The 24934-nt window shown below is 29.5% G+C and carries 27 protein-coding genes; 11 read left to right on the plus strand and 16 right to left on the minus strand.

What is annotated here, in order from left to right; translation table 11 throughout:
• Nucleotides 1-61 precede the first annotated feature (61 nt).
• A complete protein-coding gene (locus HA152_RS04575) occupies nt 62-3559 on the plus strand; it encodes a DNA polymerase III subunit alpha (protein ID WP_209134022.1) in 3498 nt (1165 codons plus the stop codon).
• A 1-nt stretch (nt 3560) separates the two neighbouring features.
• On the opposite strand, the gene HA152_RS04580 is transcribed toward HA152_RS04575, so the two are convergent.
• The 5 genes from HA152_RS04580 to HA152_RS04600 are packed head-to-tail and all read right to left on the minus strand — an operon-like array spanning nt 3561 to nt 6274.
• Nucleotides 3561-4010: a PAM68 family protein gene (locus HA152_RS04580; protein WP_209134024.1), complete on the minus strand. Its 450-nt coding sequence runs from the start codon at nt 4008-4010 to the stop codon at nt 3561-3563.
• 9 nt (nt 4011-4019) lie between these two features.
• A complete protein-coding gene (gene rpsO, locus HA152_RS04585) occupies nt 4020-4289 on the minus strand; it encodes a 30S ribosomal protein S15 (protein ID WP_209134026.1) in 270 nt (89 codons plus the stop codon).
• 34 nt (nt 4290-4323) lie between these two features.
• The gene (gene ruvA / locus HA152_RS04590) at nt 4324-5001 is read right to left on the minus strand and encodes a Holliday junction branch migration protein RuvA (protein ID WP_209134028.1); all 678 of its coding nucleotides are present in this window, start codon (nt 4999-5001) and stop codon (nt 4324-4326) included.
• On the minus strand, nt 5002-5358 hold the full coding sequence (locus HA152_RS04595; protein WP_209134030.1) for a glycine zipper 2TM domain-containing protein: 357 nt from the start codon (nt 5356-5358) through the stop codon (nt 5002-5004). It lies immediately after the preceding gene.
• 25 nt (nt 5359-5383) lie between these two features.
• On the minus strand, nt 5384-6274 hold the full coding sequence (locus HA152_RS04600; RefSeq protein WP_209134032.1) for a DMT family transporter: 891 nt from the start codon (nt 6272-6274) through the stop codon (nt 5384-5386).
• A 94-nt stretch (nt 6275-6368) separates the two neighbouring features.
• Here HA152_RS04600 and dnaG point away from each other — a divergent pair, with 94 nt between their 5' ends.
• Nucleotides 6369-8402 (plus strand): DNA primase, encoded by a 2034-nt coding sequence (gene dnaG, locus HA152_RS04605; protein ID WP_209134034.1) that lies wholly within the window; start codon nt 6369-6371, stop codon nt 8400-8402.
• A 16-nt stretch (nt 8403-8418) separates the two neighbouring features.
• Here dnaG and HA152_RS04610 read toward each other — a convergent pair whose 3' ends face one another.
• From HA152_RS04610 to HA152_RS04630, 5 genes are all read right to left on the minus strand, one after another.
• Nucleotides 8419-8886 carry a serine hydroxymethyltransferase gene (locus HA152_RS04610; RefSeq protein ID WP_209134037.1) on the minus strand — a complete coding sequence of 156 codons (468 nt, stop codon included), beginning with the start codon at nt 8884-8886 and terminating at the stop codon, nt 8419-8421.
• A gap of 9 nt (nt 8887-8895) precedes the next feature.
• The gene (locus tag HA152_RS04615; protein WP_209134039.1) at nt 8896-10182 is read right to left on the minus strand and encodes a Y-family DNA polymerase; all 1287 of its coding nucleotides are present in this window, start codon (nt 10180-10182) and stop codon (nt 8896-8898) included.
• Nucleotides 10179-10595 carry a LexA family protein gene (locus HA152_RS04620; protein WP_209134041.1) on the minus strand — a complete coding sequence of 139 codons (417 nt, stop codon included), beginning with the start codon at nt 10593-10595 and terminating at the stop codon, nt 10179-10181. The genes HA152_RS04615 and HA152_RS04620 overlap by 4 nt, the downstream gene beginning before the upstream one ends.
• A 99-nt stretch (nt 10596-10694) precedes the next feature.
• Nucleotides 10695-11111 (minus strand): 23S rRNA (pseudouridine(1915)-N(3))-methyltransferase RlmH, encoded by a 417-nt coding sequence (locus HA152_RS04625; RefSeq protein WP_209134043.1) that lies wholly within the window; start codon nt 11109-11111, stop codon nt 10695-10697.
• A 19-nt stretch (nt 11112-11130) separates the two neighbouring features.
• Nucleotides 11131-11463 (minus strand): hypothetical protein, encoded by a 333-nt coding sequence (locus tag HA152_RS04630; RefSeq protein WP_209134045.1) that lies wholly within the window; start codon nt 11461-11463, stop codon nt 11131-11133.
• 56 nt (nt 11464-11519) lie between these two features.
• On the opposite strand from HA152_RS04630, the gene rsmA reads away from it, so the two are divergent.
• From rsmA to secF, 6 genes are all read left to right on the plus strand, one after another.
• Nucleotides 11520-12353 carry a 16S rRNA (adenine(1518)-N(6)/adenine(1519)-N(6))-dimethyltransferase RsmA gene (gene rsmA, locus HA152_RS04635; RefSeq protein WP_209134047.1) on the plus strand — a complete coding sequence of 278 codons (834 nt, stop codon included), beginning with the start codon at nt 11520-11522 and terminating at the stop codon, nt 12351-12353.
• Nucleotides 12354-12357: 4 nt separating this feature from the next.
• On the plus strand, nt 12358-13293 hold the full coding sequence (ispE, locus tag HA152_RS04640; protein WP_209134049.1) for a 4-(cytidine 5'-diphospho)-2-C-methyl-D-erythritol kinase: 936 nt from the start codon (nt 12358-12360) through the stop codon (nt 13291-13293).
• Nucleotides 13294-13316: 23 nt separating this feature from the next.
• Nucleotides 13317-13619 carry a DUF3082 domain-containing protein gene (locus HA152_RS04645; protein ID WP_209134051.1) on the plus strand — a complete coding sequence of 101 codons (303 nt, stop codon included), beginning with the start codon at nt 13317-13319 and terminating at the stop codon, nt 13617-13619.
• A gap of 179 nt (nt 13620-13798) precedes the next feature.
• Complete coding sequence (locus tag HA152_RS04650) at nt 13799-14782, plus strand: pyruvate dehydrogenase complex E1 component subunit beta (protein WP_209134053.1); 984 nt, start codon at nt 13799-13801, stop codon at nt 14780-14782.
• A 3-nt stretch (nt 14783-14785) separates the two neighbouring features.
• On the plus strand, nt 14786-16255 hold the full coding sequence (gene secD / locus HA152_RS04655; RefSeq protein ID WP_209134055.1) for a protein translocase subunit SecD: 1470 nt from the start codon (nt 14786-14788) through the stop codon (nt 16253-16255).
• Nucleotides 16256-16273: 18 nt separating this feature from the next.
• Nucleotides 16274-17188, plus strand: coding sequence for a protein translocase subunit SecF (secF, locus tag HA152_RS04660; protein WP_209134057.1), 915 nt, complete (start codon nt 16274-16276; stop codon nt 17186-17188).
• A gap of 204 nt (nt 17189-17392) precedes the next feature.
• Here secF and HA152_RS04665 read toward each other — a convergent pair whose 3' ends face one another.
• The 3 genes from HA152_RS04665 to mnmH are packed head-to-tail and all read right to left on the minus strand — an operon-like array spanning nt 17393 to nt 19905.
• On the minus strand, nt 17393-18436 hold the full coding sequence (locus HA152_RS04665) for an AI-2E family transporter (RefSeq protein ID WP_209134059.1): 1044 nt from the start codon (nt 18434-18436) through the stop codon (nt 17393-17395).
• Between the two features lie 14 nt (nt 18437-18450).
• Nucleotides 18451-18804 carry a photosystem II reaction center protein Psb28 gene (psb28, locus tag HA152_RS04670; RefSeq protein ID WP_209134062.1) on the minus strand — a complete coding sequence of 118 codons (354 nt, stop codon included), beginning with the start codon at nt 18802-18804 and terminating at the stop codon, nt 18451-18453.
• 60 nt (nt 18805-18864) lie between these two features.
• Entirely contained in the window at nt 18865-19905 is a 1041-nt protein-coding gene (gene mnmH / locus HA152_RS04675) for a tRNA 2-selenouridine(34) synthase MnmH (protein WP_209134065.1), read from the minus strand.
• 34 nt (nt 19906-19939) lie between these two features.
• Between mnmH and HA152_RS04680 the strand changes: the two genes are divergently transcribed.
• On the plus strand, nt 19940-20659 hold the full coding sequence (locus HA152_RS04680; protein WP_209134068.1) for a GUN4 domain-containing protein: 720 nt from the start codon (nt 19940-19942) through the stop codon (nt 20657-20659).
• Between the two features lie 48 nt (nt 20660-20707).
• Nucleotides 20708-21142, plus strand: a complete 435-nt coding sequence (locus HA152_RS04685; protein WP_209134071.1) for an ATP-binding protein — start codon at nt 20708-20710, stop codon at nt 21140-21142.
• Here the strand turns inward: HA152_RS04685 and HA152_RS04690 are convergent.
• The 3 genes from HA152_RS04690 to glnA all read right to left on the minus strand — a co-directional run bounded on the left by HA152_RS04690 (nt 21121) and on the right by glnA (nt 23976).
• Nucleotides 21121-21384 (minus strand): DUF6439 family protein, encoded by a 264-nt coding sequence (locus tag HA152_RS04690; protein ID WP_032518874.1) that lies wholly within the window; start codon nt 21382-21384, stop codon nt 21121-21123. The two genes, HA152_RS04685 and HA152_RS04690, sit on opposite strands and share 22 nt — an antisense overlap.
• 12 nt (nt 21385-21396) lie before the next feature.
• A complete protein-coding gene (locus HA152_RS04695) occupies nt 21397-22452 on the minus strand; it encodes a class I SAM-dependent methyltransferase (RefSeq protein WP_209134074.1) in 1056 nt (351 codons plus the stop codon).
• A gap of 102 nt (nt 22453-22554) precedes the next feature.
• Entirely contained in the window at nt 22555-23976 is a 1422-nt protein-coding gene (gene glnA / locus HA152_RS04700; RefSeq protein ID WP_209134077.1) for a type I glutamate--ammonia ligase, read from the minus strand.
• Between the two features lie 214 nt (nt 23977-24190).
• Here glnA and HA152_RS04705 point away from each other — a divergent pair.
• On the plus strand, nt 24191-24934 hold a 744-nt coding region (locus tag HA152_RS04705; protein ID WP_209134079.1), incomplete at its 3' end, for a pyridoxal-phosphate-dependent aminotransferase family protein.

Raw genomic sequence — 24934 nt, forward strand, 5'->3', positions numbered from 1 at the left:
AATCACAAAGTATAGATCTTTTAGAAATTTTCTCTATCTTATATATATAAATTATTTGAATATGGCTTTCGTTCCGCTTCATAATCACAGTGACTACAGCTTACTTGATGGTGCCAGTCAAATTTCAAAAATTGTAGATAGAGCTTGTGATCTTGGAATGGAATCGATAGCTCTTACTGATCATGGAGTTATGTATGGTGTTCTTGATTTGGTCAAGAAGTGTAAAGAGAAAGGTATAAAACCAATTATTGGTAATGAAATGTACGTGATTAATGGTTCTATTGATGATCCTCAACCTAAAAAAGAAAAAAGATATCATTTGGTGGTTCTAGCAAAAAATTTTACTGGTTATAAGAATTTAGTGAAGTTGACAACAATTAGTCACCTAAATGGGATGAGAGGCCGAGGCATTTTTTCTAGACCATGTATTGATAAATCACTTTTAAGCAAATACAGTAATGGTCTAATTGTTTCTACAGCTTGTCTTGGTGGAGAGATACCTCAGGCTATCTTAAAAGGTAGATTAGACGTAGCAGAGGATATAGCTCTTTGGTATAAAAATTTATTTGCAGATGACTTTTATCTAGAAATACAAGATCATGGCTCTATTGAGGATAGAATTGTTAACGTTGAATTAATAAAAATTGGGAAGAAACACCAAATAAAAGTCATCGCTACCAACGACGCCCACTACTTATCAAGTATGGATGTTGAAGCACATGACGCTTTGCTTTGTGTATTAACAGGAAAACTAATAAGTGATGAAAAAAGATTGAGATATACCGGTACAGAATATATTAAAAGTGAAAATGAAATGCTTGAACTTTTTAAAGATCATATTGATGAAGAATCAATTATTGAGGCAGTGAACAATACAGTAGAAATTTCTCAAAAAGTTGAAGTATTTGATTTGTTTGGTAATTATAGAATGCCAAAATTCCCTCTTAACGAAGATACAGATTCATTTTCTTTCCTTACACAATTATCTAATAAAGGCCTTTTAAAAAGACTTAAAAAAAATGATCTTACAGAAGTTGATGAGAACTATAAAAAAAGACTATCTTCCGAATTAAAAATTATTAAAGATATGGGCTTCCCAGATTATTTTTTAGTTGTTTGGGACTATATCAAATTTGCTAGAGATAACTCTATCCCTGTTGGACCTGGTAGAGGTTCTGCAGCAGGCTCACTAGTAGCTTATGCTCTTCAAATTACAAATATAGATCCTGTTGAGCATGGATTGTTGTTTGAGAGATTTTTAAATCCAGCAAGAAAGTCAATGCCAGATATTGATACCGACTTTTGCATTGATCGGAGAAATGAAGTTATTGATTATGTTACTAATCGTTATGGAGAGGATAAAGTTGCTCAAATAATTACTTTCAATAAGATGACCTCTAAGGCAGTTTTAAAAGATGTTGCAAGGGTTCTAGACATACCATATGGAGAGGCGGATAAATTGGCTAAGTTAATACCGGTTGTAAGAGGGAAACCTCATAAATTAAATGAAATGATTGATAAGAATTCTCCTAGCCAAGAGTTTAGAGACAAATATATTAATGATAATAGGGTGAAAAAATGGGTTGATTTGGCTTTAAGAATTGAAGGAACTAATAAAACATATGGAGTTCATGCTGCTGGAGTTGTTATTGCATCAGATCCTCTTGACGAACTTGTACCTCTTCAAAGAAATAATGAAGGACAGATAATAACCCAATATTCTATGGACGATATCGAATCACTTGGATTATTGAAAATGGATTTCTTGGGTCTTAAGAATCTTACGATGATTGAAAAGACAGTTTCTCTTATTAATCAATCTACTGGAAAAAAAATAAATATTGATGAATTACCACAAAATGATGGTAAAACCTTTGAGCTTATTGGGAGAGGTGATCTTGAAGGTATTTTTCAACTTGAATCATCCGGCATGAAGCAGGTCGTTAAGGATTTCAAACCTAACTCTCTAGAGGATATTTCTTCAATACTGGCTCTTTATAGACCCGGTCCTCTTGATGCAGGCCTTATACCTAAATTCATCAATCGGAAAAATGGAAACGAAAAGATTGATTTTCCTCATCCTTTTATTAAGTCAATTCTTACAGAAACCTATGGAATTATGGTTTACCAAGAACAAATCATGAAAATTGCTCAAGACCTAGCCGGTTATTCTCTAGGTGATGCCGATTTACTTAGAAGAGCAATGGGGAAAAAGAAAGTTTCTGAAATGGTAAAGCATAGGAATATTTTTGTAGACGGCTCCATGAAGAAAGGTGTTAATGAAAAATTAGCAAATGATCTTTTTGATCAAATGGTTTTATTCGCTGAATATTGTTTTAACAAAAGCCATTCAACTGCTTATGGTGCCGTAACTTATCAAACTGCATTTTTGAAAGCCCATTTTCCTGTTGCATATATGGCAGCCCTTTTAAGCGTTAATTCTGGCTCTAGCGACAAGATGCAAAGATATATTTCTAATTGTTATTCCATGGGAATAGAAGTTATTTCACCGAGCATTAATTTTTCTGGTGTTGATTTCACTATTAAGGATAATCAGATTTTATTCGGGTTATCTGCAATTAAGAATTTAGGAGATTCTGCAATAAGAAATATAATTGAAAACCGAAATAGTTTTGGAACCTTTAAGTCTTTATCAGATTTGTGTGACCGTTTACCTTCTAATGTTCTTAACAAAAGAAGTCTTGAATCTCTAATTCATTGTGGGGCATTAGATGAGTTTTCAAATGATAATAATAGAGCTCAGTTATTGTCAGATCTTGAACATGTTGTTGAGTGGGCCTCTTCAAGAAATCGTGATAGATTATCAGGGCAAGGAAATCTATTTGACTCTAAAGAAGAATTTTCTAATGTTGCTTTTTCAGATTCACAATTAGCTAAGGTTGATGATTATTCACTCATTGAGAAATTAAAGTTAGAAAAGCAGCTATTAGGCTTTTACTTATCTGACCATCCTCTAAAGCACTTAACTAAGCCAGCAAAACTTATATCACCTATAAGCATTTCACAGTTAGAAGAAACAAAAGATAGAACCAAAGTCTCATTAGTTGGAATGATCCCTGATTTGAAGCAAATTACAACGAGAAAAGGAGATAGGATGGCTATAGTTCAGCTTGAAGATCTTTCTGGAAGTTGCGAAGCAATAGTTTTTCCAAAAACCTATGTCAGATTATCAGAATTTCTTTTGACTGATACTAGATTATTGTTGTGGGGAACAATAGACAAAAAAAGTGATAAGACTCAATTAATAATTGATGACTGTAGAGAAATAGATAATCTTAAATTGCTTATTATTAATCTTGAAAGTTCTCAAGCATCAGATGTAAGAGTACAAAATACATTAAGAAACTGTTTAACTAAATTTAAACCTGATAAAGATAGATGTGGAATCAAGATTCCTGTTTTAGCTGCAGTAAGAAATAAAAACAGTGTTACCTACGTTAAATTTGGTGATCAATTCTGTATTGGAGATATTCAAGGAGTATGCAAATTATTAGAAGAAAAATCATTTCAAGTTAATTTGAAATCTTTAGTTTCCTAGATTAACTTTTATCCTCGAAATTTTGAGTTGCAGGTTTGAAGGCTGCTTTAGCACGTTGTATGTTCATTGGAATATTTTCAATACCAAAAAAAGATCCAGGCTCTTTATCCCAACTAGCTGATAATATTCCAAAACTCAATCCTGCTAGTCCTAACAAAAAAAACAATGCTGAAATTGCAATTGTTGATGAAGGAGGTATTTCAGCAATATTTCTTGTAACTATAATGTAGCTAACAACAAAAACCGACATCCCTAGTATTGTGGGAATTCCTGCTGTAAAAAATATTCTTCTTGCCATTCTATCGGCAACGTACTTAGGTATCCCACTTGATGATATCTTTGGTCTAGTTTCAGTATTAGAAGCTTTTTCTAGATTAGCAAACGCAGTTTTCTCAGAGTAATTTTTTTTCTTTTTAGATTGAGTCTTTTTTTTAGATTGCTTTTTTTTCATTAATTGAAATCATCCTCTGATTCCAATTTTCTTTACTAGTTCTTGATATTTCTGAACGTTTTTGTCTTTAATGAAAGATAGTAATCTTTTCCTTTTACCAATCATTTTTAATAATCCTTGCCTTGAAGCAAAATCATGAATATTTCCTTGGAGGTGGTCACTTAATTTCGATATTTTTTTTGAAAGCAGTGCTACTTGAACTTCAGCTGAACCTGTATCAGTTGGATGTACTTGATGAGTCTCAATTAGCTTCTGTTTTTCAGCTGTATCTAATGACATAAAAATTTAATTCTTTATATACTATGATACTACGTCATCTAGCTAAATTACTACTATCCTTATCTAGATGATTCATAGCTAATTTCAATAAATTTTCAAATGATAAATTATTTTCTTTTTTAGCAAGGAGATCTATTTCTTTAAAAATAATTGGCAAAATATTCTTGATTTCTTTACTTTTGTAATTTAATGATTGAAGGGTTAACTGAAGGTCCTCGATCATTTGATTAGTTTCAGGATCCTTAATCTCAAATTCATCTTTCCCTTTTTTATCTTCAAATTTTATTTCATTTTTAAATTTATTATTTAATTCTAAAATTAACCGATCACACATTTTTTGTCCTACGCCAGGTACCGTACAAATTAACTTTTTGTTTTGTGACTTTATTGCATTGATAACTTCAGTAATGGAAAATTTATTTAATATCCCCATACCGATTTGAGATCCAACACCTCTGATACTTAAAATTTCAATAAAGAAATTCTTTTGATTCTTTGATGTAAAGCCAAATAATAAATCTGAATCTTCTTTCTTTATATGTTTTAACCAAAGAGTGATTTTTTTATTAGATATCTGATTTGTTTTTAATTTGAGAAAAAAAGATTCTAGTATTTGTATTTCATATCCTAATCCTTGACAATTTATTAAAACAAAAAACTTTTGATTAGTTTGCCATAAATCAACCAAATCCCCATTTATCCAACTAATCAATTAACCACCATCCACCTGACATCCAATTAGCGCTCCTGCAGTCCCACCAGCAGGTACGGCCCAAAATCTGTCTTTACCCCTGGAGGAGGATAGTGCTATTCCAGCACCAAGAATACCTCCAATAACAGAGCCTTCACTACAGTCATTGTCATCTATTTTTTCGGCTTTACTTTGACCTCCACAAGGTATTACAACGTCAACTTCATAACTTTTTACGTAGCCTGGGTTTGATTTCGTTCCAGGAATATACTCTTCTCTATATTCAGTTCTTGTACAAGTTACTGACTTTGGTGTTGTTGCTTTAACTTGAACAATAGGAGAAAAACAAAATAATAAAGCTAAATAGTAAAATTTCACCGTTTTTTTTTACTCTACTGATATTCTATGTCCTTTTGATTATTTTGGTAGTAGTTATAATAGTTCCTAATAAAACTAGTGATGCACCAAATAAAAAATTTATGTTTATTATTTCACTAAAAAACAAAATCCCCCAAATTGAACCGAATAAAACTTGTAAATAGTTAATTGTTGATGCTTCAGAAGCAGGTAAATTTTTTAATCCTACAGTTAAGAAAGTCTGTCCTAATTGAGTAAATAAGCCAATACCTATTATCCAAACTAATTCATTCCAATTTGGGGTAACCCAGTTCAATAATACAATTGGTAATAAAGTTATAAAAGAAACAAGTGGAAAATATTCAATAATTACATAAACATCTTCAGTAAATGAAAGTTTTTTAACTGTAACGTAAGCCAATGCGGTACAGATTGCTCCAAGAAATGCTATTAAAATTGAAACATTTTCAATTTCAACGTTTATATTTGATAATTGACTTGGATTTAATATTACTAATATTCCAATCCAGCCAATAATTAAAGCAAAAATTATGTTTCGAGTTATTTTTTCATTTATAAAAATGCCAGCAAATATAGATATAAAAATAGGATATGTGTACTGAATGACGGTAGATATACTAAGAGGCATATTTCTTATTGCATAAAAAATACAAACTAAAGCTAAAGTTCCTAAAACACCTCTTAAAATGAGTAAAGGTCTGTTTTTTCCCCATGGATTTATTTTTTTTAGATTAATTATAAAAAATGTAATTATTAAACTTAACAATGATCTGAATAATACTAATTCATAAATAGGTATCCTTTTATCAATATTTTTTACACACAAAGTCATCAAACTGAAGAAGAATGAGGCAAATACTAAATTAAACTTATTCAATGAATTAAATCGGTTTTCTAATTTTTCGATATTTATCATTTAAAAAATAGTTTTTTTGTGAAATTAAGTAGATTCTTATTTCATTTTGACCTATAACAAATAAATCATTATTTATTTGTTGATAAAAATCTCAATGGTTCATTCTATACACCCAAGAACTATTCAAGAGGTTAAGGAAAAAGCAGATATTGTTGACGTTATATCTGAACATATTGTTCTTAAGAAGAAAGGCAAAGAATTCGTTGGCATTTGTCCTTTTCATGATGATACTAAGCCATCTATGACAGTATCACCAAGTAAACAATTCTATTATTGTTTTTCTTGTGGGGCTGGTGGTAACTCTATTAAATTTTTAATGGAATTTACTCGTGCAAATTTTTCAGATGTTGTACTTTCTCTTGCTAAAAAGAATAATGTTAATGTTGAAAATCTTGAGGGTCCCCAAGTAGAAGCTTATAAAAAACAATTATCTCGAAAGGAAGAGCTTTATAAAATATTAAGAGTCACCAAAAATTGGTTTAAGTCTCAATTAAATAATTCTCTAGGTTTTGAAGCTATGAAATATTTAACATCCAAGAGAAACTTGAGTAATAAAATTATTGATGACTTTGAATTAGGTTTTGCTCCAAATTCATGGAATGATTTATTTAACTATCTTTCAAAGGTTGAAAAATTTCCTATAAATCTAATATTGGCTTCAGGTCTTGCAATTTCTAAAGATAATTCTGACAAGATTTATGATCGTTTTAGAAATAGATTAATCGTTCCAATACATGATATGCAGGGACGTGTAGTTGCCTTTGGTGGAAGATCTCTTGATGGAAAAGAACCCAAATATCTTAATTCTCCAGAATCAGAGATATTTGAAAAAGGGAAAATGTTGTTTGCATTTGAAAAAGCATCTAGCAATATAAGAAAAAGTGACAAAGCTATTATTGTTGAGGGATATTTTGATGTTATTTCTCTTCATTCAAAAGGTATTGCTAATTCTGTAGCTTCCCTCGGCACAGCATTAAATAAGTATCAAATTTCTCAACTATGTAGATGTACAGATAATAAAAATATAATCTTGAATTTTGATTCTGATAATGCAGGGATATTAGCTACAAAAAGGGTAATAAAAGAAGTCGAAAGCCTATCTCTCCATGATCAAATTAATCTTAAGATACTTCAAGTTAATGATTTTAAGGATGCTGACGAATTTTTGAATAGTCATACTCCTGAAGACTATATTAACCAAATTGATAATTCATCCTTTTGGATTGATTGGGAGATTGATCAGATCTTTAAAGATAAAGATTTAACTAAGTCTGAAAATTTCCAGAGTGTTATTTCTTCATTGGTAAAATTGTTGAGCAAATTACCTCAATCATCAACAAGAACTCATTACTTACAAAAAGTTTCCGAACGATTGAGTAAGGGACAAGCAAGGTTAGCAATACAGTTTGAACAAGATTTAAGAAACCAAGTTAAGGGATTTCGTTGGCATGGCAGATCGAAAAAATTTGAACAACCAAATGAAATTTCTCGGCGTGAGAAAAATGAATCAGAAATAATTTTTTATTATTTGCATTGCCCTGATCTTCGCTTATTTATTCGCGATGAATTTCTCAAAAGAGAAATTAATAGTTTTAATACCAATCATATTCAAAATTTATGGGAAGCTATTTCAAAAATTGAACAAAATAATTTAGGTTTAAATTATTTAAATGAATTAAAAGAATCTAATAGTCAAAATCTTCAAAAAGAGTTTTTTGCTATTGACTTAATTTCACTTCTTCCTGATCACTTAGCTCTTTATAATCCTGATTCATCAAATAAAATTAATAATTTTGTTAATCCAAATGAGTTGTTTTTAACATTGCTGACTAATCCTAAAGATAATTTACTTGGAACTTTATCACTTCTTGAAAAATATAATTCTTTAAAAAGATGTAGACACTTGATCGAATCTTGGGGATCACAAAGATTAAAAACTTTAGAAAATTGCATTTCTATTTTAATTGATAATCCTTCTTCAGGTTCCTCAGAGACTAATAAAGAGATAGATGATCTCTTTAAGGATTTAAACTCAGATGCGATTAAATTTCAGGAATTATATTACTTAGAAAGACAACATATAAGTTTTTTAGATAAACAACGCTGTGGTAATTTTATTGCTAGCTAGTATATTTTATTTAAATTTATAGGCAGTATTTTTTAATCATATTTTTTACCTTTTTGGGCTTGTCTTCAAGAATATAAGCTTCCACTTCTTTTGCATAAGTTCCAGAAAAATTGGAAGTAGAAAACTCTAATGATCTCCTCTTACTTTGATGTAATTTAGCTTCTAAATTTTTTATATCCCCTACTGTTTTATTGTTGTTACATTTTTGTATAGCATGAGTAGCTTCATGTCTTAATGCTTTTCTTATTGCCAATTTTGTTTTGAAGTTGTCTTTATTTACTCGCTGTGTTTCATTTCTGTAATTTGTTTTCTTTTTTGCATTTTCAGTACATATTATTATTTTATTTTCTACAAAATTATGTAGGCCTTTTATTTCTTTATTTAAGAGACATTCAATTTTATTTTCTTCAACTTCATAGTTTGCTTTTATTAATAAGTCAAGAATCTCTTTATCTAATTTGCTTAAAAATATAATAAATTCCATTTTATTTTTTTACTTTACTATAGTTGGGATCCGTTCTATATCAGTTGTAGATGAGCGACTTAAGAAATTCTTATTCATCGTCCAACTTTTTGGTGTTTTCGTAATAGCCCATGTAATTGCATTGTTATTAAATCTTTTATTTAATAAATCGATAGTTCTCATGAGAATTGCTGATTTTTTTAGGTCTTTCTGAGATTTGTAATTGATAACTGATTGCTGTAAATATTCGCTATTAGTTAAATCCTGCATTAAAACACCAGCCTTTGAAAATTTATGCTCGGGATTATAAATTTCTTTAGATAATTCAACTACTATTTTTAAAATGCTGTTTGTGTCGTCTGTTGCATTTGTAAGTTTTCTATGAGCACTTCTTTGATAATTTTGACTTGAATATTTACTGGTTCTTGCAAATACTCTAATATTAGATGATTGCAAATTCTGACTTCTCATTTTTTCAGATGCTTTTATTGCGTGAGCCGCTAGTGCTTGAGTTAAGTCTTCCAATTTTGTGACAGGAGTACCGAAACTTCTGCTTACCTGAATTTCTTTTTTTGATTTCTTGTTTTTTTCTATAGGCAGACATTTATAACCTTTCAGTTCTAATTGCAATCTTTTTCCTACTATGCCAAGTTTCTTGATGATTTCATTTTCTTCCATATCTCTTAATTCTTTCGCATTCTTAATACCTTTACTTTGCAACCAATTAGAGGTTTGTTTCCCGACTCCCCATATCTTATCTACACTAATTCTTTTTAAATAATTATTCTCATTTCTAGTTCTAGCTAAATCAAATATTCCAGCTGAATAATCAATATTTTTAGCTAATTTATTAGCAATTTTTGCTCTTACTTTATTTTCTCCTATTCCTACTGTTATGGTAATCCCTAGATTCTGATATATTAATGATCTTATATTTCTTGCCCAAGGATATAGATTTTTATCATTAGGTCTAGAAATTGAGACAAATGCTTCGTCAATGGAATAAATTTCTATTTCTTCACAGTAGTTTTTTAGTAAATTCATTAGTCTTCTGCTCATATCGCCGTAAAGAGAGTAGTTTGAGCTTAAGACTGCTACATCTAATTTATTTAATTGTTCTTTGATCTTAAAATAAGGAGTTCCCATTTTAATTTTTAAAGCTCGTGCTTCAGGACTTCTCGCAATGATACATCCATCATTATTAGATAAAATTACTACTGGTTTATTTCTCAAATTCGGATTAATATTTTGTTCACATGACGCATAAAAATTATTAGCATCTATAAGAGCTATAGCAACATTACTTGAGATTTTCATAAATAGCTATGTATTGAGTAAATAACAACCCCCCATATCTGTACATCAATATGGTTTTTAAAGCTAAAATCAGGATAATTATGATTTTCTGCCTTTAAATATAATTCATCATTTTTTATAGATAATCTTTTTATTGTAAATTCTCCGTCTATCATTGCGATAACAATATCCCCTGGCTTGGCGATTAAACTCTTGTCTACTATTATTAAATCTTTATCTTTAATTCCTGCGTTTATCATTGAGTCACCTTTAACTCTAAGAAAAAAAGTGCTAAACGGATTAGATATTAAATGTTCATTTAAATCAATATTTTCTTCCGTATAGTCATCTGCGGGAGAAGGAAACCCTGCAGATACCGAATCATTTAATAAGGGGATTCTAAATTTTCTAGTAGCTGAACCAAAGGAATCCAAGATTTAAATTAATAGTATATATGTACTATATAATAAAAATTCAAAAAATAGTTAGTTATTAAAGTTTTATAGATTAATTTTAGGTTAAATTTAATCTTTTTAGGAGCGATGGTAAGGGGAGTTGTTAGATATAGAAACAGCTCTATAGATTTGCTCGATTAGAATTAATCTAGCTAATTCATGAGGAAAAGTTAAAGGAGACAAACTTAGTATAAGATCTGAATTATTTTTTATATCTGAACTTATTCCATCGGTGTCACCGATTAAGAAATTAATTTTTTTATTTTTAAAACTTAAGAGAAAAGAACATAGTTCAACTGAATTGAACTGCTTCCCTTCTTCACTTAGGCAGATAATAATATTGTTATTAGATCTAAGATTATTTAAATTAAAAGTCTTTAACTCATTAATGATAAGTTCAGGCATTCTTTTTTTGTATTGATTAATTCCATCTCTAATCCAAAGTTTTTTTATTTTGCCGATAGCATAAATTGTTAATCTATTACTCTGAAGCATAAGTAAATATTAAAACTAATTATTCATCAAGAAGATAATTAAATTCATCATATAGTTCCTCTTCATTTGTTAATTTTTTAGAAAAATTAGGTTTTCTAGGATTCTTATTAATTTGATTAAGCTCACTTTTTCTTAGTGAATTATTAACGCTAGAAGTCTCTTCTAAAGATTCTGAATTATCAATTAACGAATAAAAAATTTTATTGGGATCTTCTGAATTAAGTGGATTAGAGATTAAATTATCATTGTTAGATATATTTGCGTAATTACTTATATTTTTATTTTCGTTATTTAAATTTTTATTTTTTTTTAATTTATTGAGTTTATCTAAATTTTTTTTTGATAAGCTCATGATATAAAGTATTAAATAAATTCATATTTAATTTAAACATATTATTTATCTTTTAGATGAATTTTAAAAACCATCATCAAAAAAAAAGGTTTGGACAGCACTGGTTGGTAAATAAAAAAATATTAGAAAAAATCAAAGAAATTGCTTTTCTTAATGAAAATGACTTTATTTTAGAAATTGGTCCAGGTAAAGGAGCTTTAACATCTAAGTTATTAGATTCAGAAATTAAAAAATTACATGCGATTGAATTAGATAAAGATTTAATAAATTTATTGAATGATAAATTCAATAATAATGATAAGTTTTCACTTCAGCAGGGAGATATTCTTACCGTAAATTTAGATTCAATTAATAAAAAGATTACAAAAGTGATTGCAAATATTCCATATAATATAACAGGCCCAATATTAGATATTTTTATAGGGAGATTGGGCATTATAAGAAACTATAATTACGATAAAATAATTTTTTTAATGCAGAAAGACGTTGTAGATAGGATTTTGTCAAAAGAAGGAAGCCCCAACGCTGGTGCGCTTAGTGTAAGGATGCAACTCTTATCAAAAATAAAAAAAATTTGTGATGTACCGCCTTCATCTTTTAGTCCGCCTCCAAAAGTTTTTTCTTCTTTAGTAGTTTTCGAACCAATTAAAAATGATTTAAGATTAGATATTAGTATAGAAAAATATATAGATAAACTTCTTCGAATTTCATTTAATTCAAGAAGAAAAATGCTTAGAAATACTCTTAACTCAATACTTTCAAATGAAGAGTTAAATGAATTATCTGAAGATTCAAAAATTTGTTTTAATTTAAGACCACAAGATATTTCAATTGACCAATGGATAAAGCTTGCAGAAAATTGTATTAAAATTAAAAAATTAAAAATTTAAGTATATGCAAGATATAACTAACACGAAAATTATTATAAAATCTCCTGCCAAAATAAATTTACACCTTGAGGTTATTGGTAAAAGAGAGGATGGATTCCATGAGTTAGCAATGATTATGCAAAATATTGATCTTTCTGATTATTTAGAATTTCAAATAAACAATGAAGGTTTAGTTAAGCTTGATTCTGATTGTAATGATTTAAGCTTATCTAGTGATAACTTAATTGTTAAATCTGCAAATCTTTTAAGGAAAAATTCAAAAATAGATTTAGGTGCGAATATATTTTTAAGAAAAAATATTCCAATTGGTGCAGGATTAGCTGGTGGCTCCAGTAATGCAGCAGCAACATTAATTGGTCTTAATAAATTATGGGATTTGAACTTAGATCAAGAAACATTATGTTCATTAGCATCAACTTTAGGATCTGATATTCCCTTTTTTATAAATGGAGGTATCCAATTATGTTTTGGAAGAGGCGAAATTCTGGAGAAATTAGATTCAAAATTTGAATATGGAGTAATTCTTTTAAAAAATCCCAGTGTATCAGTATCTACTGCTGAAACTTATAAAAAATATAGCAATAGATTTTGTGATCAATATCTTACTAGTAGAGAAATGATTGAGAACATAAGAAAAAATTTAAGAGATAATGGTTTAAATAACTTAAATTTTGATAATCAACATTTAACTATAAAAAATGATTTGCAGTTAGTTGTTGAAAATGAAAATGACTCTGTAAAGCAGGCATTATATTTACTTTCTAAGTTAGAGAATAGTCTGTCATTTTCAATGAGTGGGTCAGGCCCCACATGCTTTGCACTTTTTAAAGATGTAGAGACTGCTAAAAAAGAATTAACTGCAAATTATAAATTATTTAAGGATAATGGTTACGATTCATGGGTTTGCACTTTCCTTGAAAAGGGAATAACATTTATTTAAATTTTTTTTCACAAAATTTTATTGTGGCAGATAATAGTAATGAAAATATTGAAAAAAATATTCCCGAAAAAGGACCATTAAATTTTATTGTAGGATCATTAACCAGTCTTTTATTATTTATTTTTTTTTATTTTTTAAGTAATAAAATTGCAATTTATTTTTCAATACATAAACCATCTAATTCTTCTGAAATAGTCCAAAATATTTCTTCTAGTATTAATACCTTAATAATTGGATTATCTTTTTTGCTAACTTTTTCTTTTGCTTTTATAGGTATAGGACTTTTTATTGTATTTATTCGAAGTTTTTTTCTGAAGAAAAGTTGAATTGGGCATATCATTAAGAAAACTCTTTCTTTGAATGTCTTTACATGACTTGGGACTTTTAATACTTTTGCTTTCACCAGGAATGATTTTGTCAATATTACTTCTTATAACATTTGCTGAAGGAGGTTAAATTAATCAAAGTGGTAGGATTATATATGTGATTAATTAGGTAATTAATTGTGGCTGGAACATTATTATTTAATGCTTTGAAAGAGGCAATTGATGAAGAAATGGCAAATGATGTAAATGTTTGCGTTATGGGGGAAGATGTTGGTCAATATGGAGGATCTTACAAGGTTACTAAGGATTTATATGAGAAATATGGAGAGTTAAGAGTCTTAGATACTCCAATTGCGGAAAATAGTTTTACAGGAATGGCCGTAGGTGCAGCAATGACTGGGCTAAGACCAATAGTAGAAGGAATGAATATGGGTTTTTTGCTTTTAGCGTTTAATCAGATATCTAATAATATGGGGATGCTTAGATATACAAGCGGAGGAAATTATAAAATTCCATCAGTAGTTCGAGGACCTGGAGGGGTTGGTCGTCAACTTGGTGCTGAACATAGTCAAAGACTTGAAGCATATTTTCATGCAGTTCCCGGTATAAAGATTGTTGCATGCAGTACACCTACAAATGCTAAAGGTTTAATGAAAGCAGCTATAAGAGATGATAATCCGGTTCTATTTTTCGAACATGTTCTCCTATACAATTTGTCTGAAGAATTACCTGAGGGAGATTATACTTGCGCTTTAGATCAGGCTGACGTAGTAAAAGAAGGTAAAGATATTACTTTATTGACTTATTCAAGAATGAGACATCACTGCCTTAAAGCTGTCGAAGAATTAGAAAAAAACGGAATTGATGTTGAGTTAATCGATTTAATAAGTTTAAAACCATTTGATATGCAAACTATCTCAAAATCAATAAGAAAAACAAATAAAGTAATTATTGTTGAGGAATGTATGAAGACTGGAGGTATTGGTGCAGAATTAATTGCCTTGATAACAGAAGAGTGTTTCGATGATCTTGATGCCCGACCAATTAGATTATCAAGTCAGGATATTCCAACTCCGTATAATGGAAATCTTGAGAATTTGACAATAATCCAACCACATCAAATAGTTGAAAAAGTTGAAGATTTAATTAGTGGGAGTATATAGGCAATGAAAAGAAGGCAAGGTTGGCTTTTCTTTATTATATTTCTACTTACTTTATCTGTTTATCTATTAATAAATTATCCCTTACAGTTGGGATTGGATTTAAAAGGTGGATCTCAACTTACACTACAAATTATTAAAGACGAAGGTAAGGTAACAAGGGATGAACTTGAAGCAGTTAATTCGGTTATAGATAAACGTGTAAACAATTTAGGGGTTTCTGAGTCTAACTTGCAAACTTTGGGTGGTGATCAATTAATTTTAGAATTACCTGGCGAACAAAATCCATTAGTTGCTTCAAGGGTTTTAGGTAAGACTGCATTATTAGAATTTAGAACTCAAAAAGAAGGAACATTTACAGATTTAAAAAACCTGCAACTACAGAGATTGAGTATTAAAGAATTAATTGAACAATATTCCTCTTTAGAAAAAAGTCAATATGATAATAATCTTTTAAAAAGCATTCAAGATGAGCTTAAAGAGATAGAGCAAGAATCAAATTACTTATCTACTAGTAATGATTTATATGGAAAGTTAATTGAAATTAAAAAGTATATTGATAAAGAAATTACAAATTTATTTGTTAAAACAGATTTATCTGGAAAGGATCTTATTAACGCAGGAAGGAGACAAGAACAAACAAATAGTAATTGGGAAGTTTTATTGACTTTTAGTAATTCAGGAGGTGAAAAGTTTGCAGAAATTACAAAGTCAATTGCTGGCACTAATCAACTATTGGCTATCATTCTAGATGGCGAATCAATAAGTGAAGCCAGTGTTGGTAATCAATTTGCTAATACTGGGATTACAGGTGGATCAGCAACAATAAGTGGTAATTTTACTGCTGAAAATGCTAGAGAGTTAGAAGTTCAACTTAAAGGAGGTTCATTGCCATTGCCAATTGAAATAGTAGAAACTAACACCATAGGAGCTTTGTTGGGATCCAATAATATTTTAAAAAGTCTTTATGCAGCTATTACTGGATTGATTTTTGTTGGTATATTTATGATTTTTAATTATAGAATTTTAGGCTTTGTTTCAGTTCTTTCTCTAGTACTTTATGGTTTCTTTAACTTAGCCCTATATTCTTTAATTCCTGTAACTTTGACTTTACCAGGAATATCTGGGCTTATACTTAGTGTTGGTATGGCTGTTGATGCGAATATTCTAATATTTGAGAGAATTAGAGAAGAATTATATGATGGTAATACTCTTACAAGATCTATTGATAGCGGTTTTCAAAGAGCTAATTCATCCATAGTTGATGGCCATATTACAACTCTTCTAAGTTGTTTTGTATTGTTTTTATTAGGTACAAATTTTGTTAAAGGTTTTGCGGCAACATTAGGCATTGGAGTCTTAATAAGCTTGTTTACCTCATTAAATTGTTCAAAAACTATTTTGCGATTTTTTACAACATATCAATCTTTAAGACAAAAAAATCTCTATCTTCCCAGGAATAATTTTTCAAATTAAATTTTTTCTAATTTTCTCATGAAATATAATCTTGAACTAATAAAAAATAAAAGAAAGATAATTGGTTTATCAACTGTTCTTATATTGTTGAGTCTTTTAGGTATTTTATATTCTACTTTTAATACTTCTTATAAGAAACCTATAAATTTAGGTATGGATTTTGTTGGGGGAAATGAACTAAGAATAGAGAGAGTTTGTGAAGAAGATTGTTCTAATTTTTCCCCTGATTCAGTTTTAGAAAAATTAAGAAAGATTTCTACAAATAAAAACGTTTTAAATAATATTAAATTACAATTCCAAAATAATAATAAATTAATTTCAATAAGAACTCCTTATTTGAGTATCGAAGAATCAAATAATCTTATTAATAATCTTGATAATATCGTTGGGCCTCTAAATTATGAGAGTAAGGATTCAAGATTAATAGGTCCAAAGCTTGGGAAAAGATTACTTACTAATTGCGTTACTTCTTTGTTAGTTTCTTTATTTTCAATATCTTTATATATAACAATTAGATTTGACAAAAAGTATGCATTATTTGCACTATTAGCTTTATTCCATGATTTAGTAATTGTTTTTGGTATATTCTCTTGGTTGGGAATTATATTATCTGTCGAGGTAAATAGTTTATTTGCTGTGTCATTGTTAACTATTGCCGGTTATTCTGTAAATGATACTGTTGTTATATTTGATAGGATTCGTGAGAATTTAAAATCAAATAAAGAAGGCTATAACGAAACTATTCAATTATCAGTTAACGAATCATTTAGGAGAACAACGTTTACCAGTGTTACAACTCTTTTCCCTTTATTAAGCATAATTTTGTTTGGATCATACTCACTATTTTGGTTCTCTTTGTCCTTATCTTTAGGAATTATAGTTGGAAGTTATTCAAGTATTTTATTGGCTCCATCTTTGTTGCTGCAAGACTGATCTTAACCTTCATATTTTATGAAATTAAATTACTATTTGATAATTTTATTTTCTTTGGTTTTAATAGATCTTTCTACTGAGTTAAGAATATTATTTGATCATTTTACTTTTAGTTCACTATATTTTGCTATTGGTAAACATCCCTTAGCTTTCTTTATACTTTTTTCATATCCATATTTATATAAAAAATTAAATAAGTAGTTTTTAAATATCTTTAATTGATTCTTTGATTATAACCTGTATTACTACAGCTAATGGAAGAGATAGAATTAAGCCTAATGGACCAAAAATGAAGGTGAATCCAAATTGCGAAATTAATGTTAGGCCAGGAAGTAAGTTCGCTTTTCTTTTCATTATAGATGGCATTATTATATAGCTTTCAATATTTTGAATGATTACATATGCTCCTAATACGGCCAATGGCTTCCAAAAATTATCTAGTAGTGCAATTGAGATAGGAAATATACCACTAATAACTGGACCTATATTTGGAATCACATTAAGAACCATTGCTATTAAAGCATTTGAGACAACATATTTGACATCTAATATAGATAAAATTATTAATGATAATAAACCTACTGATAATGAGCTTATTACCATAGAAAAGGTCCAATTTGCTAATGCAATATTGCATTTTTCCAGAATATTTCTAAATTTGTTACGGTAATTTTTTGGTATTAATAGAAGTATATTTTCTTTATATTGTTTTGGTTCAATAGAAATCATCAAACTTACAGCTAATACGAATATTAATTTCAAGAGACCTGAACCCAGATTACCCGCTATATTTATTAAATTCTTAAAGCTTTCTTGTATAGCTTTTGCAATAGTTGAGACATCTGGAATGGTAACTACATTATTTATAAGATTGAATATGTCTATAACGTTTTCTGATTTTTCGCCATAAAACAGATTATTAAGTTTGTTCAGATTTGTATTAATCAAAATATTTATTTTTGATAAACCATTTGGAATATCGAGTAGTATTTCATTGAATTCTTTTATGAACGGAGGCAATACAAGAATAAAAATAGTAAATACGATTACTGATATAACAGTTAATACAAGAAACAAAGAAAGTGATCGAGGAATTTTCAATCCCTTTTGCATTTGATTACATAAATTACATACAATATTTGAAATTACTAAAGAACAAATTATTAGTAGGAGAAAATCCCTTAAAGTCCATATTATTAACAAAGTGATTAATATTACTACTAACTTGAAATATGATGAACTACTCAATTTTTAAAAATATTCTAATTCTTTTCAGAATATCCTAATCCATTTGATTTGGCATAACTATTTGCAAATCTCATAAATCTATCGAAGTCTGATGTGTTCTTCCAAATATAAACTGCTTCTAAGAAAATGGGTTCTCCATCAACAAACTTTACTTTAACTTCCCTAGTTAATATTTCACCTTCGGAATCAATCATACGCATACCTGTGATTTCTCCGTCTGTAATTGAAGATAATGCTTGAGGTTTTTCGAACAAAAATAATGCTTGGCCGGTGGTACCATCTTTACTTCTAGTCAGTCTTATTTCAGGCACTACTGGTTCATCTGTTCCCTCATAAAATTGTATTTTTGCAGTGTTATTTGCTGTCATAATATTCGGTTAATAATTTTTTATCTTAGGAAATATTTTTTACATTCGTTTGTAATTATTTTATAAAACATTATTTATTAACTCTAGAATCCTTTCATCATATTTCTTATCGGTTAAATCTAAAAACTTTATATTTGTTTTGCCAACCTTTTCAAATTCATAACACTTATCGTAATAATCTAGAACTGCTCTGCAAACTAAGTCCCATTTCTCATGATTAATTGATTCAAGAGCTATTTTTGTTCTTTGCGGTCCTAGTCTTTTTTTTATCCTTAATACAGATTCTTGGAGTTCCTCTTTCTTAAAAACACTATAAGTATCTATCAACTCATCTAACCTGTTAGATTCACTTCTTATAATTTCAATTCTCCTAGAATGTTTCATCTGATTGAAGAATTCATGAGGAATTTTGCATTTACCTATATTTGCACTTTCAGCTTCTACAAAAATATTATTAGAACATGTAAAAGAATTTAATTTTTCTGCAATTATATTTTCAAATTGTTCATTTGAAGGTTGTTCTTTCATTCCTAAACCTCCAAATGTACTACCTCTATGACAAGCAAATCCTTCAAGATCAATAGTTTGATATTTATTTTTCTCTAGTAATGATAATAATCTTGTCTTTCCTGTTCCTGTTTTTCCGCCAATAACCACTATATTAAATTTTTTTGAGAAAGTATCTAATACCCATCTTCTATATATTTTGTATCCTCCGTCGAGTGTTATAGGATTTAATTTGAATTTTTCTAATAACCATGCAATACTTTGTGAACGCATTCCTCCTCTAGAGCAATATATTTTGATAATAAATTCATTATTTTTATTAGGAATAGTTTTATAAGATTCAATACTCATGAACAAATTATCAAGAAGTAATTCCATTTTTTTTTCAAAAAATTTTAATCCCTCTATTACTGCTTTTTTTCTTCCTTCTTTTTTATAAAACGTACCAATTATAGATCTCTCATCATTATCAAATAGTGGAATGTTAATAGAATTAGGCAGGTGTCCTTTATAATATTCACTCGGGCTCCTAACATCTATAAGTGGTCCTTTAAAACTTCTAAATTTCTCTAGTTCTTTTCTTTTGAAATACATGGATAGTTTTTATTTTTTAGATTGATTTTTTAAAATGAATAACAAAGAACACGATAACTATAGTAATGCTACCTTAGATCTGATAAAAAAATTTGTAGATTCCAATCAAAGAAAAAGGATAAATTCATTAAGTCAAATAGAATCTGAAGTCGAAAATATTTTTAATATTGGACCTTCACTGTTTGATATCTTTGATAGAGATGGAGATGACTGGGCTGCTGGTTGGATATTGCAAGTATTAAAAAAATTTAAGCCTGAATTCTTTGAAAACTCTAAATTCAATAATTGGTTTAATACATATTCAGATATTGATATTAATTATGAAGATTTGCAATTAATGTTGGTTGAGCAAAAATTTGAGGAGGCAGATAGATTAACAAGTTCCTACTTACGAAAATTAGCTGGAAAATTAGCTGAAAAACGTGGATATGTTTTCTATAGTGAAGTTAAGAATATGTCAGGTAAGGATTTAGAAACAATAGATAGATTATGGACTATTTATTCTACTGGTAGATTTGGATTCTCAATTCAAGCAAAGATATTAAAATCAGTAGGAAAAAAATATGAACTAATGTGGCCAAAAATAGGTTGGAAAAAAGAGGGATTATGGACTAGATATCCGGGATCTTTTCGTTGGTCATTGGATGCTCCTGATGGACATATGCCTTTAATAAATCAACTAAGAGGAGTAAGACTTATGGACTCCATCCTACGGCATCCAGCTATTGCAGAAAGACATAATAATATTCTTTAAATTGAGGTATTTAATAAGTTAATATTAAGAAAGTATCAAAATATTATTATGTCCTTATTCCGGGGCAAAAATATTTTAAAAAGATTTTTTAAAAGACCAAAGATTAACTGGTCAAACTACGAATTCGAATCATCATTACAGTTAAATGAATTTGTCGATCAATTATTAGAACCTGTTAAAAATTCTCCATCAAGCTATGTTATCAAACTTGGTTTACATGAAGCTCTTGTCAACGCAGTAAAACATGGAAATAAATTAGATCCCAAAAAAAATATTAGAGTAAGGAGAATAATTACTCCTCATTGGTGTGTTTGGCAAATTCAAGATCAAGGCAATGGTTTAGAAATAAAAAAAAGAGACTACAAATTACCAAAAAAAATAAGTAGTGTAAATGGCCGTGGCCTATATATTATTAATGAATGTTTTGATGACATTAGATGGAGTAGTAAAGGTAATAGGCTTCAGTTGGCTTTAAAAAGGTGATTTTTACTAGGGCAAGGTTGATCTACGTTAATTTCTTTTAACCATTTAATACTTTCTTCTATATACTCAATAGTTTCCTTTTCATTGCAAGAAATAATTAAATGACATAATCCTGCCGAAATTAGTTCAGCAGATCGTTTATATTTGTTTCCCTTATCTTTGTGCCATTTAGAATGATCAATTTTTAATTTGTCATTAAGACTTTGAACAAGCTGAATAGTATCTTTATCCCAATAGGTCATAGAAGTTTTTATTTACTTTACAGCAGACCATACTTTGGTCATAAAAAAGGAATTTGATTTTACATCTTTAAACCCTACTTCCTGTATTTTAGAATCTACATCCTCTTTTATGTAATCACAATAAAAAGGCTCATGAAAAGATTTATAGAAGTTTTCCATCACGGATGTAAAGTCAGGTGAATCACTTATTTGAATTGAATCAGCTAAAACTAATACCCCCCCAGGTTCAAGAACTCTAAAAAATTCATTTAATACTTTAGCTCTGATTGTTCTAGGTAATTCATGAAATAAGTAAACACAAGAAATGCATTGAAAACTGTCATTTTCAAAAGGTAATTCCTCAGCATTACCTTTTATTAATTGAATTAAATCCCCATCTAAATCTGAAATATATCTACTTGCCTCTTTTAAGTATGAATCAGATAAATCAATTCCTGTAATTTTTTCTTTAGGAAATGCGGCTCTTAATTGTTTTAATGTCCTTCCTGATCCTGTAGCGACATCAAGTATTTTTATAGAACTTTTTTTTCTATCACTAAAAGTCTCGAGTCCTTTTTTTATTGGCTTAATTATTCTTCTCCTCATTGAGTCAGCACTTCCATTGAAAAGTATCTCTACTTGGAGGTCATAAATGCTAGCTGAAAAATCTGATAAATACCCATCTGTTTGATGATGAAAATTTCTCAAGTAATATTGAGGATAATTATCTTTATCAATTGATTTTGGAAGATCATCAAAGTTTTGTTTTCTGCGTCGATCCCATGTATTTGGCATATCGAGCCAAATTTTAGGATATTGAGTTAGGTATCTAAGCCATGGTTCGTCAAACAATAATTTTTTTGGATATATATTTTTTTCGGCATCATTCCAATCTTCTTCTCTTAAAATATCCATTGAATTTTGGATTTGTATTAGAAGATCCTTATCTATATCAAAACTTTCAAGCTTTGAATCGGGAAGAATAAAATTCATTAATCTTGAACTTATCTGCTTGTGAGCGAAACCTGCAATGCTTTTACTTTGTTGTAGCGTTTTATATGCAATTTTTGAAATAGATTCCCTAGCCATTTTTCGATTTATATATCTATATTCCAACAAAAAAAAAATCAATTTGAGAATATTTTGTGATATTTCTCAAATTGATTAATTTAAACTAATGTATTCTTTTAATTATGCATCGTAATACATAAAGAATTCATGTGGATGAGGCCTTTGTCTTAGTTGTTGTACCTCTTCGTATTTTATATCGATAAAGTTATCAATAAAATCTTCAGTAAATACTCCACCAGCTAATAGATAATCCTTATCTGCTTTTAGCGCATTAAGTGAGTCATTTAGCGATGAAGGTACTGTGTCTATTTTTGCAAGTTCATCAGCTGGAAGCTCAAATAAATCTACATCTACTCCATCACCGGGATCAATTTGATTTTGAATTCCATCAATACCAGCAAGCATCATTACAGAGAAGGCTAAGTAAGGATTTGCTAATGCATCACCTGATCTGAATTCTAATCTTTTAGCTTTAGGGCTTGGACCTGTTAAAGGTATTCTTACTGCAGCTGATCTATTACCCTCAGAATAAACTAGATTTACAGGTGCTTCGAATCCTGGAACCAATCGTTTATAACTATTTGTAGTTGGGTTAGTAAAAGCTAGGAATGAAGGGGCATGTTTAAGTATGCCTCCGATGTACCATCTTGCTGTTTGAGATAGATTTGCATATGCTCCTTCACCAAAAAATAGTGGCTGTCCACTTTTCCATAAACTTTGGTGAACATGCATTCCGGTACCGTTATCGTTAAAAACAGGCTTGGGCATAAATGTTGCAGTTTTTCCATATTTTTTTGCAACATTTCTGACAACGTATTTATAAGTCATAACGTTATCAGCAGCATTTATTAGCGAATCAAATTTCATTCCTAGCTCGTGTTGGCCGGCACCAGCAACTTCATGGTGATGCTTCTCTGTGGGAATACCTAATTCACCCATAAGAAGAAGCATTTCAGATCTGATATCTTGCGCAGTATCATTAGGAGCTACTGGAAAATATCCTTCTTTATATTGTATTTTGTATCCTAAGTTTCCCCCTTCTTCAATTCTCCCTGTATTCCATGGTGCTTCAATAGTATCTACACTATAAAAACAACCTCCTTCTTTAGAGTCATATCTAACATCATCAAATAAAAAGAATTCTGGTTCTGGTCCAAAAAATGCAGTATCTGCTATACCAGTTGAATCTAAATATTTTAATGCCTTTTGGGCTAAAGCTCTTGGACACCTATCATAAGGCTCTCCGCTTCTAGGCTCTTGAATAGAGCAAATCATACTTAGGGTTTTATGTTTATAAAAAGGATCTATCCAAGCTGTACTTGCATCGGGCACCATTGACATATCAGAGGCATTAATTGCTTTCCAACCTCTTATTGATGAACCATCAAATGCTAGACCTTCTGTAAATGAATCCTCTTCTATCATGTCTGATGTAAGAGTTAAATGTTGCCATTTACCATGGATGTCTGTGAATTTTAAATCGATGAGTTCAATTCCTTCATCTTTAATTTGACTTAAAACATCTTGTGGAGACTTAGACATAACTATTGAGATACCTTCTATGAAATTAATAACTTGATGATTCTTATTATGTATCAACCGTCACTTTTTTCAACACTAGACGTCTTCTTTCAGTGTTTCAAGTCATAACTTTAATAATTATTTACTTAATTATTTAAATTGAATTAATTTCTTTAAATAAATATCGCTTAAGCGACCATATTAGTTTAATTTAAAGGTAATTGAATGTAATGCTTTGACAGAAGCAAAACTTATTACAGCTTTAAATAAAGAGAATTTATCTCATTTCTCAAAGACTTATGTTCCCTCTAGGCTTTTATTAGGTCCAGGTCCTTCAAACGCACATCCAGAAGTTCTAAATGCTCTTTCCTTAAATCCAATTGGTCACTTAGATGAAGCATACATTTCATTGATGTCTGATGTTCAACAACTTCTAAGATATACCTGGCAGTGTAATAATCGTATGACTCTTCCAATGAGTGGTACTGGTAGTGCAGCTATGGAAGCTTCAATAGCTAATTTTATAGAGGAAGGAGAAAAAATTCTTATCGCTAAAAAAGGATATTTTGGAGACAGACTTGTTGATATGGCAACTAGATATAAAGCAGATGTATCTGTTATGGAAAAACCTTGGGGTGAATCCTTTTCTTATGAAGAAATTAAGTATGAAATAGAGACTAAAAAACCAGCTATATTTGCAATTGTTCACGCTGAAACGTCTAGTGGTGTTTTACAACCTCTTAATGGAATTGGTGATGTATGTAGAAAAAATAACTGCTTGTTTTTAGTTGATGCCGTTACTTCCCTTGGGGCTCTAGAACTATTGATAGATGAATGGAAAATAGATTTAGCGTATAGTTGTAGCCAGAAAGGATTAAGTTGTCCGCCTGGACTAAGTCCTTTTACAATGAATAAGAGAGCTGAAGATAAACTAAGTTCAAGAAAAACAAAAGTTCCTAACTGGTATTTAGATTTATCT

The organism is Prochlorococcus marinus XMU1412, assembly GCF_017696315.1.
In the GTDB taxonomy this organism is placed as follows: Bacteria; Cyanobacteriota; Cyanobacteriia; order PCC-6307; family Cyanobiaceae; genus Prochlorococcus_A; species Prochlorococcus_A marinus_AF.